General features: G+C 29.4%; 11 protein-coding genes. 1 reads left to right on the top strand and 10 read right to left on the bottom strand.

Annotation, left to right across the window (positions count from 1 at the left end; translation table 11 throughout):
• Window positions 1-105: 105 nt before the first annotated feature.
• From AA089_RS08975 to AA089_RS09020, 10 genes are all read right to left on the bottom strand, one after another.
• Window positions 106-480: a LytR/AlgR family response regulator transcription factor gene (locus AA089_RS08975; protein ID WP_046756605.1), complete on the bottom strand. Its 375-nt coding sequence runs from the start codon at window positions 478-480 to the stop codon at window positions 106-108.
• Between the two features lie 315 nt (window positions 481-795).
• Window positions 796-990 (bottom strand): DUF4113 domain-containing protein, encoded by a 195-nt coding sequence (locus AA089_RS08980; protein WP_046756606.1) that lies wholly within the window; start codon window positions 988-990, stop codon window positions 796-798.
• 213 nt (window positions 991-1,203) lie between these two features.
• On the bottom strand, window positions 1,204-1,731 hold the full coding sequence (locus AA089_RS08985) for a hypothetical protein (protein WP_046756607.1): 528 nt from the start codon (window positions 1,729-1,731) through the stop codon (window positions 1,204-1,206).
• 193 nt (window positions 1,732-1,924) lie between these two features.
• Window positions 1,925-3,190 carry a Y-family DNA polymerase gene (locus AA089_RS08990; protein WP_046756608.1) on the bottom strand — a complete coding sequence of 422 codons (1,266 nt, stop codon included), beginning with the start codon at window positions 3,188-3,190 and terminating at the stop codon, window positions 1,925-1,927.
• A gap of 245 nt (window positions 3,191-3,435) precedes the next feature.
• The gene (locus tag AA089_RS08995) at window positions 3,436-4,002 is read right to left on the bottom strand and encodes a hypothetical protein (RefSeq protein WP_046756609.1); all 567 of its coding nucleotides are present in this window, start codon (window positions 4,000-4,002) and stop codon (window positions 3,436-3,438) included.
• A gap of 203 nt (window positions 4,003-4,205) precedes the next feature.
• The gene (locus tag AA089_RS23620) at window positions 4,206-5,009 is read right to left on the bottom strand and encodes a restriction endonuclease (RefSeq protein WP_053002287.1); all 804 of its coding nucleotides are present in this window, start codon (window positions 5,007-5,009) and stop codon (window positions 4,206-4,208) included.
• Window positions 5,010-5,205: 196 nt separating this feature from the next.
• On the bottom strand, window positions 5,206-5,523 hold the full coding sequence (locus AA089_RS09005) for a hypothetical protein (protein ID WP_046756610.1): 318 nt from the start codon (window positions 5,521-5,523) through the stop codon (window positions 5,206-5,208).
• Between the two features lie 132 nt (window positions 5,524-5,655).
• Complete coding sequence (locus AA089_RS09010; RefSeq protein ID WP_046756611.1) at window positions 5,656-7,122, bottom strand: restriction endonuclease; 1,467 nt, start codon at window positions 7,120-7,122, stop codon at window positions 5,656-5,658.
• Between the two features lie 154 nt (window positions 7,123-7,276).
• On the bottom strand, window positions 7,277-8,566 hold the full coding sequence (locus tag AA089_RS09015) for a hypothetical protein (RefSeq protein WP_046756612.1): 1,290 nt from the start codon (window positions 8,564-8,566) through the stop codon (window positions 7,277-7,279).
• A 328-nt stretch (window positions 8,567-8,894) separates the two neighbouring features.
• Entirely contained in the window at window positions 8,895-9,902 is a 1,008-nt protein-coding gene (locus AA089_RS09020) for an IS110 family RNA-guided transposase (RefSeq protein ID WP_046756613.1), read from the bottom strand.
• 564 nt (window positions 9,903-10,466) lie between these two features.
• Here AA089_RS09020 and AA089_RS09025 point away from each other — a divergent pair.
• Window positions 10,467-15,512, top strand: a complete 5,046-nt coding sequence (locus tag AA089_RS09025) for an Eco57I restriction-modification methylase domain-containing protein (protein WP_046756614.1) — start codon at window positions 10,467-10,469, stop codon at window positions 15,510-15,512.
• Window position 15,513: the final 1 nt, after the last annotated feature.

Consider the following 15,513-nt stretch of genomic DNA (forward strand, 5'->3'; position numbering starts at 1 on the left):
TTTAAATTAAACATGAATGTGTGTGGAGTAGGGACTCCGATTTCAGCAGACTATTTTTTTACTATGATTTTATTGTTAAGGGATTTTATGTGCTAATAGATCCTATTATGCACTTTGTAAATACTTTGAGAATGTGTGTGTTTTTCGATGACTTACAGGCAAGGTTATTGCTCCTCTAAGATGTACAAGACGGTATTTACGTTCATACAGTTTTAGGTGTGATATATTGATAAGATACGATCGGTGTATACGTGTAAATCCGTCAGAAGCTAATAGTTCTTCGTAATAACCAATTGGTTTAGAACTTAATTGTTTTGTATTATCATTTAAATAGAGCCATGCATAGTTTTCATAAGCTTCTACAAAAAGAATATTATATTTAAGTATGTATTGCCCTTTATGCTTACTGCCCAAACATATATACTCATTGTTATAGAGTATTTCACTTGTATTTGTTGTATTATTTTCTACTTGCATCATACAGTACAGTTTTATTGTTAAATCATAAAATGGTAAGGTTGGAGTTCGGGTTTATTTGTAAAGGAAGTTCCTTTCAAGATCAGTCACAAAAATTTTTCATAAGCGTCGTGTTTTAAAAATAAGCGTTGATTTTTTTGTTAAAAAGTGTTAATTTTAGAAGAATTTTTGTTATCCAAAATTTCATCCGATTTGGCTAATGTAAATTTTTATTTTATAAAAACAATAACTTTTAATTTATTAATAATAACTTTTATTGTTGATCAATAAGATGTTTATGGTAAAAACGTAATTGTCCTATCAAGGAAGATTAAGTATTTAAAAATTACTGTTTATTATGATGATATATTTAAAGTCTGTTGTGTAGTTTTGCGATAGATTATTTTGTCGTATTGCCCAAGATGAATCTAATTTTTGACTCGCAATATCCAAGGTGTTCTTTCCATATTTTGAATTCAGTTTATCAATGACGGTCATTAATTGTTTGTGATCTGAATTACAAGTTTCAAACATATTGAGTTGTTGAACTTTTTTAGGAACTTAAACTTTGATTATAATTCCCATTTTTTTTTATAAAGTTGCTTAGTTTTTCGTTTTCAATAATGATTTATTTTAAATTGATTGTTTAAGAAAATTTATGAATACTAAAAAAGCCATTTCAATTATTTTTGAAATGGCTTTAGTTTTAATTACATCATTTATAGATAAATCTTTCTAGTCATAAAATCAATTTTGAGAGATTTCAGGTGGTTTTCTGCTTACTTTCATAGTACATCCTGAATTATCTCCACTCTCACATTTACAAAATGTTGTAAAAAGTTGGGTATTTGGATTATAAGTTCCTCCAGGTGCGCAACAATTTTTCCCTATACATGAAATATAAATATCATCTTCGCCATTAGTTTTACTAATATTTGATGAAAAGTTTCCTAACTTAATCACTGCATCTTTAGGGAACTTAAAATTCTCGATTCCACTAATTAAAATTATGCTTATTTCTTCCGAGTCAATTTTATAATCAATGATTGCAATTACCGAATTCTTATCTGTCTTAATGTAATTAACATTTGAAATCGTCCCTTTTCCGTCAGTAATTTTAGAATTGAGATCTTCAGCCGATTTGGCAATTCGTACATTATCAGGGGAGACAAGCGAATATTTAAGGTTTGCTTCCTCGATGGTGTCCACATTATCGCTACAACTAATCATCCCCACAATTAGTAATAGCAATAAAATTAAATTCTTTTTTTTCATGATTTATAATAGTTTTAATTTATTTAATTCCAATATACGACACTTATTTGTAATATTTTTACGACAAAAATGAAAATTTACTTAACCGTAAAAAATCTATGGAAAAAACGTAATTTTAAGTAAATTGAAAAGTTCGAATATTATTGATATTAAAGAAGTTGAATTTATGATCTCTACAACATTAAAATTAATTTTAGATTTTACAATTCAATATAATAATATCCTTGAATTTAGTTGTATGGTTAGGTGACAAATTATTTTGACGCATTGCCCATGGAGAATCTAACTTTTGGCTTGCTATGTTCAAGGTGTTTTTTCCATATTTTAAGTTCAAGCTGTCAATAGTTGTCATTAGTTGTTTGTGATCTGAATTACAAGTTTCAAACATATTAAGCTGTTGTACTTCTTCAGGCACTAATCCCATGACCATAATTCCAGCTTTTTTAAACTCATATCCTTTTTTAAATATTGATTGTATAGCTTGTTTTGCAAACTTTGCTATGATAAGGCTTGAATTAGTTGGATAAGGAAGTTTAACTACTAACGAATTTTTGTATTGTGGTAAATCTTTTCTAAATCGATTTGAATGAATAAAGACCATGATAATATTGCAACAACTCTTTTGAAAACGTAATTTTTCAGAAGCAACACATGCGTAGCTTGCTATAATTTCTTTCATATCATCAAGATTGTTTTTTGTTTTAGCAAAGCTTCGCGTGACTGCTATTGATTTTTTATTTTCAACTTCTTCTAATGATAGTGTTGGAATGCCTTGTAAATCTTTTTTAAGACGAAGACCTACAACTGAAAATTCTTTACGAATCCAATTATCAGGCGCATCAGCAAATTGAATTGCTTTAGAAATTCCATAGCGGTTTAGCTTACTAGCATTACGTTTACCGATTCCCCATACATCTTCAACATTAAGCCAATTAAGCGCTTTGGCTCTTTTTTGTTCCGTATCCATCACATATACACCGCCTGTTTTATTATCAAACTTTTTTGCAATTCTGTTCGCTACTTTAGCAAGAGCCTTCGTTTTCGCTACACCAATACTTATTGGAAGCCCTGTACATTGTAGAACGTATCTTTTTATTTCTATACATATTTTTTCAAGATTGAAGCGTTCATATCCTCTGAACTGTAAAAAAGCTTCATCTATGCTGTAGACTTCTATATCAGGTGTGAAATTTGAAAGTATGTGCATCAGTCTATCACTCAAATCGCCATAAAGTGCATAGTTGGATGAATGTACGTATACATTATTTTTTTTAAATGTTTTTTCAAATAAATGAGCGACCGCGCCCATAGGGATACTTAGTGCCTTGGCTTCATTACTTCGAGATATAACACAGCCATCATTATTAGATAGCACCACCACAGGTTTACCGATCAGTTTAGGATTAAAAACACGTTCACAAGAACAATACATATTGTTCACATCAACTAGAGCATACATACGCAAGTATATTTTGAGTTTAAGGGAAAACGAATGTATTAATGTCAATTTTATGACAATTTCATTTTCTCACAACTCTTTCTGTATTCTATGTATAAAGAAAATATATCCTTGAAAAGTTATTAACGATAATCGTCTGTAAAGGCAAGTTAATCTTAAATGTTTAATTAGATTTTAATATGAAGATAATTATTAAGAATGTTTAACGGTTCGTGATGAACCGATGCGGCAGAACCATTATGGTTTTATACACTTTTTATTTTTTGTTCTTCAAGTGATTTAATTTCACATTCATAGTTTGAACTGATTTTGTTCATCACACTTGGCAAAAAGCGGATCAGGTCATTTAAAGTTGATTTTTTGTTCAAGTTCGCACCATGATAATTAATTAGTTGATTAATTATACTGTCTTTGTCGAAGTCTTCCAATGATTGAAAAGGATCTTCAGATTGATAATCATGAAAATTTGACAAATGAATAAAAGCACAACCAAACTTGTATACGTTTTGAGTCCAACCATTCAAAGAGTCTGATAATTCAACCATATCTCTATCTGTAACTTTTTGTTTTTTTCCATTGTGATTTACAAAAGACCATTTTGCTCCATCTAAAGTTTGTCGGATAAAGGATTCTCTTTTGTTTAAATCAGTTTCGTTTAGTAAATAAATAACTCTAACCATTGAATCCAATTCTTGTCGCAGCACAGAAAAACAATTTCCGTATAGTTTATTTTGGAAGAGAACAGCAAATGATTTTTTATTCTCTTCTGAACGACTTCTCAATAATTGACAAAATCTTTCTGTTGGATTCATATAAATTGTGCATATAGGTTAGTAAAAGAAATATAGGGCTGTTCATAAGCACTTTCGTTCGATTTATTACTTAGTTAAACATAAATATTTTGCTTTTTATATTTTCTATTGTAAACGCCAAACTTTATATTTAGCGGACATTATTAAAATTCACAGACCTTTAGTTTAGCTCCCCTATGTTTTTTTATACAATGTTATATGAGTTATTTCTTTATGAACTGTTTTTTTCCTGTTTTTATATCATGGACAAGTGCTTTAATAAATAATTGCCTATCAAATATATGTTTCGATCGGGTTTTAGATGTTTCATATGTTAATTCAATTCGTTCTATTTTAATAGCTCCATAATCATCAGTGTTCATATAACCGTTCGAGAATGGAAAGAAGTGAGTAAAATCGTCTGAGTCAAAAACTTCACGTAAGTTATTTTCTAATTCTAGGAAGTTCGTAATTTCATTTCCTAATTCATCTACTATGTACATTTCATTATTTAATCCAGTGAAAGATATATTAACAGATTTAGGGTCTATATCTGGAAAATTTTCTTTGAACCAAACTAAATCTAATTTAACAAATGTATTTGTAATGGAAAGATCATGAACTTCAATTGTAGTGTCCAGATATCGTATTTTCCCTTTCCAATCAGATTCCAAAGGTTCTCTTAGTATAATTAATTGAATTTCATGATGTTCAGCAAACTCAATTGCTCCACTCTGAAATCCTTTGGTTGTCACTATTATTCCATTGGTATTACCAATATCTTCTATAATTGATTTAAAATCTCTGACTTTACCGATTGAAACATTATTACTGTAATTCTTACATTCAATAGCTACTTTATGTTTAACACCAGCAAAATCAAACTCCCAAAACACATCAATCTGATGTTTGGCAGCTTTACCTTGAATTACTTGATTATGTAACACTTTGACTGTTAAACCGTCCTGAGCTAAAAGTTCTTGGTATATATCCCTTGCAAAGGTTTCATAATCTGTATTTCTGTTCATGAAGTCTTAAATTTAAAAGTTTTTTGTATGTAACAGTCTCGTATAACCGCCAGTTACGGGTTTAGACTCACTAATTTTCGGTTAAGCACTGACCTCTGTAATTCCAAGCCGATTTGGACGTAGTCGAATCTGCCGTAATTGCAATTATTGATTGTTAGTGTACGTTGTTTATTTAAAATTTCTCTAATCAAGAAAATCATTTTGCTATTTTTTCAATATCCGAAAACATTGCTTTGATTGGCGCATTTTCACATTCTGGATTATTCACGTTATATATTGTGATTGACGTTCCGTTTACACAATAAATTTTATCATTTTCGTCAATCCAATAACACCAACTTCCATCAACAATTACTCCAGTTCCATTTTCAATTTTTGCTATTTTAATATCATTAAAAGGTAATTCTCTTCCAATTTTAGCTTTAAGTAATTCAGTTGCTTTTTCTTTTTCAGGATTACTTTCACAAGAAGTGATTAAAGTCAAAAAGCAAAATGTTAGTATAATTCTTTTCATTCTTTTTTATTAAATTCAAATTTATAAATTCAGTCGAAATTACCTTTACGGTTTTCCGCATTCAGATAATTTTAATGTTAGTTAATGTTTCGGTTAAACGCAGTAGCGACCGAATGGGAGCTATTTGTAGTTTCAGCCATTGTTGGGCATGGTATTTATTACTTCTTCCAATGATATTCTATTGCTGATAACTTCCTTCAATTTGTTTCTATCTATAATTACTATATTCTGGTTATCAAAGTTCAAATTAGAACCTAATTCTCCATTTGTAAACAGGATTAACTTGGTGAATTCAACAAAATCTCGATAAGAGTTTAATCTATTTATTAAATCTTGAGATATTTTTTTCTTATTGAATAACTTTAGTTCAATGAGATAAGTAATGTTGTTTTTTCTTGCTGAAATATCAAATCTAAAATCATTTCGTTGAACTTCTTCTAATATTTCGCTAAACCCATTTTCTCTTAATAGGTAGTTAATATACTTTTGAAATGTTAGTTCATTCATTTCATCTATATCACTTATTGTGATATTATCTTGATAGTATCTGATTTCATTTAAGTTAATTATTTCTGAGAATTCTTCAATTCTATTTATCTCAATAATTAAAACACCATCTTTAAATAATGAAAAATAATTTTCACTGCTCACTTCATCAATATCATTTTGAAAATCTGTATAATTGATAAAACCTCTATATGATAGAAGCCTTTTATCTACTCCTACAAAAAGATATTTATTATGTGTAGTTCTGTAAAAGTGTCCTGTAAAATCTTCTCTATTGAATGGAACAGTAGGCGCATTATAAGTCAGTTCCATATATGTACGCTCTTTAGTACCCTGTTCAAATGGAGTTATCTTTCCTAATAATCGTTTTCTCATTTGAGAGTAGTACCTACTTAATTTACTACTTCCAAAAAAACTGAATACCGAAGCATAATGCCCTGCTCTTAGAATATGATTTTCCATTTCTGGAGATTTATTATCAGTTTCAATTGGAGGGTCTAAAAATCTATTTGTACTTACTGCATTTTCATTTAATACACTTAGTGATGCTATTTTTATATCTCCTGACTCTCTTGTTTTTTGAATTAAAGCATTTCGCTCTTGCTGATTTGAAGTTGCTTGACTTGTAGACCCTTTACATTCTACTACTAATATTCTGTTATCAACAGTTTGAGCTTTCCAATCTGGACGTTTTTGAGTTCCATAAATTCTCTGAATTGTAGACCTTTTGATATTGTATAAACTTTCAGCAATTATAATAGATATACCAACTCCAAAGTCCTCAGATATTGAGGTAAGTGTTTCTGAGCCTCCTGTAGCCCTAATTTCATCAATTTTTACTCTGAAATCATTAGTTTCACCATATAATTTTTCAATTAAATCTGATTTATCTAAAAATTTATTTCTGTTAGATGGAGCAAATCTTCTTGTCTGAATGGTTCCTATATGGTAAATCAGTTTGTATAGATTGATACTAATTATTCTACTTGTTGAAATTTTATCAGGACTATCAAGAGAAGCCAAAAGCGCTGTATCTATTTCAACTGAAATATTTAGATTTCTGAACCTTGTTCTAAGCTCTCTGATAAACATATTAATTTGTTTTTTTTAGCTTATTATGCTTGACGTTGTTGTATAAGCTTTGTTAGCGTTTTAAGTAGTTATTTAGTGAAAAAATATAAACCAAGAAAGTCTGCTAAGACTTTCGTAAATAAGCAAAAAGCTAGTAATACAGTTTATATCTTAATTAGGCAAAGTACTTTTTTAGTTTTTCAGGAATTGTAATTTTACTAGCTTGTATTATATCTTTATAATCATTCGTTATTTGATTTCCTGTTATAAAAATTGAATCAAATCTTTCTAATAACCAATCAGAATTTTCATTTTCATTATAATGTTCAATTAATTTGTCTACTACATCTTTGTCAGGAGGGTAATTTTTAATAATCCCAGAAATAAGGCTAGCTCTTTCATTTACCCATAGATAAGATTTATATTTTGTAAAACCTCTATTGTATAAAATTTCACTTTTAAATGTTTCATAAAAACCATTTTGACTTAATAATTGATGACCATTAGAATCAGGAGAATAATCTCTTATAGCATTTATAACGATTATATTGGATTCTAAAATTTCTTTTTCAGGTATTAAATCGTTTCTCAAAAAAGAAATATAAATTTCTAAAATATTATTACAATTGCTTAATTGAGTTTTCCAAAATGTTCTAACTTCTTCTGGAGAGAAATTAAACCATAAAACTTTATCAGGGTAATTAGCTAAGAAATTATTTAAAAAAGTTTTTTTGCCCTTTAAAATAGATATTAAGCTTTCATTTGTGTCATCACTATTAACTTCTAAACTTCTACTAATTAGTTCTTGTTTTTTCTCAGATAAATCAAAATATATTTCACCATTACTTAATAAGGTATTCCAAAACGAGTTTAATTCAGTTCTCTGTACAGAATGTTCTATTTCTTTTATTAAAGGTGTAACGTCTTTATCTGGAGGAGTTATTGTAGGGTCAAAGTGTTTATAAATCTTATTAATTAATGACTGTAATCCTCCTTCGATGGTGATTTTAGATAAGTTACTTTCTATAAATGCCCAAAACGATTCAATATGATAATTATCTATAATATTGTCTTTGTAGTGCGCACAATCATTTCTTCGATCTTTCCAATATTTTATTTGCAATCTGAGATTTTCATTAATATTAAAAATTGGAGATTTTATTGGATCTTTAGTTTTTTGGTCAATCTTTTCACGTTGCTGAGTAGATTCAAATACCGTTTTTTCCCATAAATCTTCATTCTGTAGCTTGGATATGATTTGATCCCATTCTCCAGGAGGAAATAAATTAGGTTTTGTTCCACCAATAATTCTTTCTTTTAGCAAGGTCAAAAAACCTAAATATGAAAATAATAAAGAAGCTCGATTAGCACCTGACTTGTAACAGATAATTGAATCTTTAAATAGAATATTCACATTCTTAGAAAATTCATTATTTTCAATCCATTGTTCAATGTGTAGTTTCATTTTTTGTATTTTGCCTAACACCTAAGTATAGGCATTACGTTTTATTTTTATTTTAATTATAGGGTCTATCTAAATGCAACATAAACAGCTTACTGTCAAGCGATTATACACTTATGCTATGTTTGGTTTTGTAAAGATTTCCTTTAAAGCGAATCTTATATCGTTAAGTAATAATTTTTTGATTATTCTGAATACTCTACTACTGTATTATTCTGAATAAACATCTAATTTGAAATTATAAGTAAAATCAATTACTATTGTAGTTCCTAATTTACATTTTTTAAAATTATCGAACAAATTGTATTAGTCTTTAAATTATAAACATTATCTAAATCATCTTCAAAGTATCTATTTCATATTTTACTATGTAGGGTGTTTTTCTTCTCACAACAGCGAAAGCTCTTGCCACCAATTTATTCCTGATTATATTAATTGTACTCATTTTATGTTTGCCTTTTTCAATACGTGAATTGAAGAAATCTTTTATTTCAGGATCAGTTTGTAGCGCGCAAATTACACACATATTTAAAATACTTTTTAATTTCTTATTAGCTAAATTCGATACTCTATTTCGTCTGTTTATACTAGAACCAGACTGGTGAGGAAATGGAGCAATTCCACAATAAGAAGCAAACTGCCGCCATGTCTTAAACTTTATAAAACAATCGGTATACACGATCAAAGATATAGCTGAAATAGCACCAAGTCCTTGAATACTTGTTATTAACTCATACTGCTCTTTTATAACTTTATCATTGCTGATTATTTTTTTAATGGTTTTCATTATAATTTTTATTTGTTCACTTAGTGCTTCAATCATTTTTTCTTGTACAGAAAAGATCGTTTCGTATTCTTTTTCCTTGTAAACTCTCTTTTGTTCCCTTAATGTTGCCTTAAATCCAGCTCTCTGTTTTACTAATCGATCTCTTAGAGATAAAAGACTTTTAAGTTTAGAAATATTGACTTTTGGAGTTTTACTAGGTATTAGTTCATCTCTTAATCTGTAGCCATATAATGCAATTCGACCTGCATCAATCATATCATTTTTTCCTCTTGCTATTCCTAAAGACCTTTTAATTTCTAAACCTGAAATCATACAAAATAGTAATGATTCATCATTTAGAAATTGTGATAATTGATATGAATATAAACCTGTATGTTCTAAAACAAATAGGACTTCTTGCTTTGAAAACGTGATATTCTTAAACGTCCAAACAATCATTTTTCTAAACCCTTTAGGAGTATTTTCAAATTGTTGATTATTTTGAATAGTGTGAATACAAACATCTATCACAGATTTACTAATGTCAATTCCTATAACCTCTTTTACTTTCATTAATTAATTATTAAACGGTTAATATTTAAAATAAGTTGTTTTAACTAACACCTTTAATGAGGACATTCTAAAATTCTATTTGGTTCTTAACAACTTATCAAAAAGAGTAGAGTCTAATACAGAAATAGGCTCTAAAACGCTAGTAGTTGCAAAAGTTCACTCTACTCTTAATAATTCATTGATAAAATATATTTTATCAATGAATTTGAAAAAGGAATCTATATGATTTTAGATAACACCCTTTATTCTTACAAAACTAAAGGTAGTTGCAGTAAGTAATGATAAAGTATTACAGAATTTATTTATTTTATTTTAGTTATTTGACAGAAATAACATTCTTTCTATAATTACCTCAATGGTCAATAGGTCTTCATGGAGTTTCTCTACAAAATTGAATTTTCAGTTATCATTCTCTTAACTAAATTGGTTGTTTTTTCTTAAATAACGTAAAAAAATCAATAATCAAAGTACACTTTAGGTTCAAGTTACAAAAGTGAACAAATGATTTATAATTAAGCGTTTCTACATTTATATCAAACGAGTACTAATACTCAAACGATATATATGAAATTAGAAATTATTAACGACGAAAAAAGCAACAAGTTACAGTTACGATTTAGTAAGGCACTCAATCGTGCATTTAATGCTTTTTTAAGAGATTTAGAAATCAAAAAAACACAAAGTGATAAAAATATTTATACAGCAGATAAAATTCCTGCCTATGATGGTTTTATTGAGAATTTACAATCTCTAATTAATAGTGGTGGTGATTGGCGAGGAGTAAATGTATTTCCAGTTTTTGAGGAAACCTATGAGAGTATTGCAGGAAGGAAATTCATTATTATCAACATACACTACACGGATGATACTACAGAAAAAAAAGAACCACATATTATTTTTCAATTATGGGAAAATGACGCGGTTGATTTAGCGCGTAGTTATGGTAGACTCAAATATGGAGAAAACTTCGTAACAATTAGTACTGCTAAAAAGTATATAAAGGAAGGACGAAGTATTTTTGAAGCAAAAAAAATTATCAATCAATCAATTATTGATAGTCTAAAAAAAGAAAAAACAAGTAACCAATCAATTGTTGAAACTGAAAATAATGACATAAATAGTAACGAAAATAAGGTTGAAACAGAAGTTTTAGAAGTATTACCTGAGGTAGAAAATGACGTACTTGTTATTTCAAAGATAATACGTCCAGATGACTCGCTAGAGATCGAAAATGTTTTAGTTCCTACTGCTGCAAAAGAACCCTTTCAAAGTGGAAATGTAAGTGCTAAAGATTTAGAAATTATTCGATCGGATTTTCCTGATTTAATCACAAAAAAAGATGATGATATAGCAAGTTTAACAGCTATTGAACTTTTTCAACTATCACAAATATTATATCCTGAACATACTGATCTATCAATATCAAAAATGAAAATTTTTGATGAACAAAGAAAACGAGGTCTAAAGTTATATGAATCTTTAGGTTATCCCTCTGATTTAGATTATCCACATATCTCACTTATTCACGGTTATAAAAATGTAAGACCATTAAGAAGATTTATTTATTCAAGTGGTGAAAAAAAGATGTGGTGGAAAGCAATAGCGCAAGCACGTCCTATCGCTGATCTTAATAGTGGAATTGAGATCATTGATGAACTAATTCAAAAACTCAACGAAAAACGTAAAGAGTATATAAATCCTGATACTAATACTCCATATAGAATTAAAGGTTTTAAAAAGAAACTAGAACAGCTTGATATTGATATTGAGCAATATAAAATTTCCAAGCAAAACATACTTGACTATTTAGTTCCAAATAAAAAAGAGCAAACTTTAAATACGGACAGCTTTCAAAGTGAAAAAGACATTATTAAAGAACTAAGAGAAATTACAAAAACCATCATTGATGAATTTGAAGTATTAGCATTAGGATTGGAAGGAGAGAGTGAGTATATAATTTCAACTGCAAAAGATGTTTTGGCAGCAATTTCTTTGAAAGTAAGTGATGTTGATTTTAAAAATAATATTCTTTCGGTTATTTATGAATATAAAGGATTAAAAAGTGATTTAGATTTACAAACAAGATCAGTAAGTAATCCACTTATTAATAAACTTGAATATTTAGTAAATCAAGTCAAAGATTTAAAACCGCTTACCATAGAAAAAGAGATTGTTGTAAATGGTAGACTTATAAAAAATGTTTTAGTTCCAAAAGCTGCATTAGAACCTTTCGCGTCAGGCGTTATTGACCTAGATAAAATAAAATATGTAAAAGAGCATTTTCCAAAACTCTTTTTACTAAATGATTCCAACATTGAAAAAGCTACAACGATCCAACTTTTCAGACTCTTACAATTGGAAGATCATCAAAAGTTTGGTATTGATCTTAGCTACACGATGAGAGCTGGAGTTGTAAATAAAAAAGGCGAACAACTATTTAAAGAACTTGGATATCCTCTACACTATAATTATCCTTATGTTAATATTAGACAAGGATATAAAAGTGTTTTACCGCTTTCTAGGATTATTAGTTCTACAAGTGATTATCTAAATTATGCGAATGCATTAACAAATTGGCGACCAATTGCAGATGTCTCTTTAGCAAAAAAATATATAGATGAGTTACTTACCGAGTCACACAATGAACTTGCTGATATTTTAAAAAATAAAAATAAGTTTGAAGATCAGCTAGATTTTAAAGATCAGTATGATACGATCAGTACTAAAATTAGATTTTTGGAAAGTTCCAAAACAAAAATAGATAACTATATATTTTCCATAAGTAAAAAGCAAGTTAAAGAGCCAATAAAAAGCTTGCCAATTGAAAGTATTAAGCCTAAAAATTTAGATGTAAATAAGCCCTTAACTATTGTAAAGGATATTAAAACAAGGGATCAAATAATTCCAAATGTATTAATTCCTGCGGGAGTAAAAGAGCCATTTCAGTCAGGAAATTTTGAGCATGAAACAGACATTACTATAAAGAGAAACTTTCCTGAATTGCAAAGTCTTAAAGATCAAGATTTATCCAAAGTATCATCTGTTACTTTATTTAAACTTTTACAAAAACGTAGGTTAGCGACATTAAATATTTTCATTGACTATGACAATGTTAGACGAACATTTAATTTCAGAGGTAGAAAAGCTTTTCTTGATCTTGGATATCCAACAGATTTAAAATATCCTTATGTTTTCAAAGCAGGAGGTTACAAAAATGTAACTCCATTGATCTCACTTATTAGAGAGCATAGAGAATCATTAAATCCTATAAATTGGGATACTGCTGTAATTCATGCGCGTCCAGTGGCAAATTTAGATGAAGCAATAAATTTTATTAATAAAGAAATATCAGCTTTAAGAATAAAACAAGAAAAGAGTTTTTCAACATCTAATGACCAAAAGGTATTCGAACGTTTTGAAGGTGATATTGAAAGATATAAAGAATCAAAGCAAGTAATACTAGATTACAAAAAATCAATTTCTGATTCAATTTTACAAAACGAAAACACTACTACCGTAAGTGAAACTGACACTAGAATTGAGCAAAACGAAAACGATACTTTACAGGATATTGAAGAAATGACTTCGGATGAAAGTACAAGTGAAATTCGCCATTTATTATCAGATGTTATTTCTGAATTGTTAACATTGAGTAATGATTTAACTGGAGAAGATGAGACTATTATATCAACTACAATATTTGATTTAGAGAAAGCGCAAGACCAGGATGATGAACAAAAACTTTTAATTCAACTTGAACTTGCGCTTAGTTCATTTAAAGATTGGGTTTTTGATTTGAGAGAAGGTACAAGTGTAAAAACTACAAAAATAATTAGTCGTCTTATAAACGCATTAAAAAATGAAGGTATTTCCTTTATTGAAGCACCTAATTATTTATCTATCGCAAAAGATATCATCACAAAAAATAAAGCCATTGTTAGGGTATTAGTTCCAATACTTGCAAATGAGCCATTTCAGTCAGGCGGTGTGTATGTGAATGAGCGTGAGAACTTGAAAATTGACTTTCCTGAATTATATACAATAACAGCCAAAGAATTGCCCAATATATCAGGTGTGAATCTTTTTAGGTTATCACAATTAGGTCATCCACAAGAATACGGTATTGATATATCACGTAGAGCTGTACATAATGAGATAGAACATCGTGGCGAAAGTCTATTTGAAGAAATAGGTTTCCCGACTGATATAAACTATCCGTATATAAATATTAATACAGGATATAATAGTATACAATCCTTAAAATATGTTATAGATAAAGATGGGAAAAATCATTGGTGGTGGACAGCTTTGGAACATTGGCGACCAGTTGCAGACATTCCAAAAGCTACTGCTTACATAGATAATGAAATAGCTAAACTTTTGGTAGATCAGCAAGAGTATATAAATCCCACAACAAAAAGAGTAAAAACAAAAAAAGAGTATAGAGAAGCTTACTATAATTTAGATTTTGAGATCAAAAATTTAAAAAAATCAAAAGTTTGTCTGAAAGAATATCTAACCGATTCTATTGAAGAAGAACTAATTGATAATGTCACTCCATCCGAGCCAATACCAAACGATAGTTATATTGATCGTGTCATTGTAGCCATGCACGATGCCTATATGAACGGGCAACGACTTACAAAAAAGAAAATTGAAGACTTGCGTGTTTCCACAGATGCGCCAAGTTTGGGAGCGCTTTGGGAAGCGGTAGAACTAAGCTGGCTTTTATGGTATAAACGATTGTATCAGCTTCCACTTCCATTTTATGATCGTCTTATAAAAATGGATAATTTTTGGAAAAAATTACAGCCTACTTATGCATATAGTGATAGTAGTAAAGAACTCTTTAAGCAATATTCCACACCTTGTCCGATAGGTGCAATCATTGCACAATATACGGGCATGGACAGCGCACAATCAATCTTTGAACCAAGCGCAGGGAACGGACTTTTATTAGTTGGTGCAGATCCTACAATTACTCATGTCAACGAAATTGATAAAAGCAGACGAAAATCACTTACGTATCAACGCTTTTCAAAAATAACAACTGAAAATGCAGCCCTTCCATTCCCTAAAGAAATGAATAAAAAATATGATGTAGTTGTGACCAATCCACCGTTTGCCAAATGGGAAGATTCCAAGGAAGAAAAGGCTTTTATCATTCGAGAATATTTTCACAATCACAGGGGAATGAACCATTATATCCGATTGGAACACCTTATGGCGGGTTTGGCACTTAGAACCATGAAAAACTATGGTAAAGCAGCCATTATTATAATGGGACATTTGAGTTTTGATGCAGATGGGACTTGGAAAAAATATCGTCCATTTTTTAGTTGGCTTTATCGTCACTATAAAGTAGATGATGTTATTAATATGAATAGTTATAAACTCTACAACAAACAGGGAGCAGTTAAAGAAACGATGCTAATACTAATTGGTGGTCTAAAGGCAATACCTGAAGGTGTGCCACCCAATCTAAAAGAGCAGCCACAGCTTGACACCATCGTTTCTTCTTTTACAGATTTATGGATGCGTGTACAGACTCATATCCTACCAAATATAGATGTAGTATTACAACAATTAAAAATAGCAGTAAAACAATGAT

The organism is Kordia jejudonensis, assembly GCF_001005315.1.
Classification (GTDB): Bacteria; Bacteroidota; Bacteroidia; order Flavobacteriales; family Flavobacteriaceae; genus Kordia; species Kordia jejudonensis.

What these genes read in the sequence shown, in the direction of transcription:
- AA089_RS09015 (WP_046756612.1), bottom strand. Translation starts at nt 8,566, where the DNA reads ATGAAACTACACATTGAACAATGGATTGAAAATAATGAATTTTCTAAG.
- AA089_RS09010 (WP_046756611.1), bottom strand. Translation starts at nt 7,122, where the DNA reads ATGTTTATCAGAGAGCTTAGAACAAGGTTCAGAAATCTAAATATTTCA.
- AA089_RS08975 (WP_046756605.1), bottom strand. Translation starts at nt 480, where the DNA reads ATGATGCAAGTAGAAAATAATACAACAAATACAAGTGAAATACTCTAT.
- AA089_RS09020 (WP_046756613.1), bottom strand. Translation starts at nt 9,902, where the DNA reads ATGAAAGTAAAAGAGGTTATAGGAATTGACATTAGTAAATCTGTGATA.
- AA089_RS08980 (WP_046756606.1), bottom strand. Translation starts at nt 990, where the DNA reads ATGTTTGAAACTTGTAATTCAGATCACAAACAATTAATGACCGTCATT.
- AA089_RS23620 (WP_053002287.1), bottom strand. Translation starts at nt 5,009, where the DNA reads ATGAACAGAAATACAGATTATGAAACCTTTGCAAGGGATATATACCAA.
- AA089_RS08995 (WP_046756609.1), bottom strand. Translation starts at nt 4,002, where the DNA reads ATGAATCCAACAGAAAGATTTTGTCAATTATTGAGAAGTCGTTCAGAA.
- AA089_RS08985 (WP_046756607.1), bottom strand. Translation starts at nt 1,731, where the DNA reads ATGAAAAAAAAGAATTTAATTTTATTGCTATTACTAATTGTGGGGATG.
- AA089_RS09025 (WP_046756614.1), top strand. Translation starts at nt 10,467, where the DNA reads ATGAAATTAGAAATTATTAACGACGAAAAAAGCAACAAGTTACAGTTA.
- AA089_RS09005 (WP_046756610.1), bottom strand. Translation starts at nt 5,523, where the DNA reads ATGAAAAGAATTATACTAACATTTTGCTTTTTGACTTTAATCACTTCT.
- AA089_RS08990 (WP_046756608.1), bottom strand. Translation starts at nt 3,190, where the DNA reads ATGTATGCTCTAGTTGATGTGAACAATATGTATTGTTCTTGTGAACGT.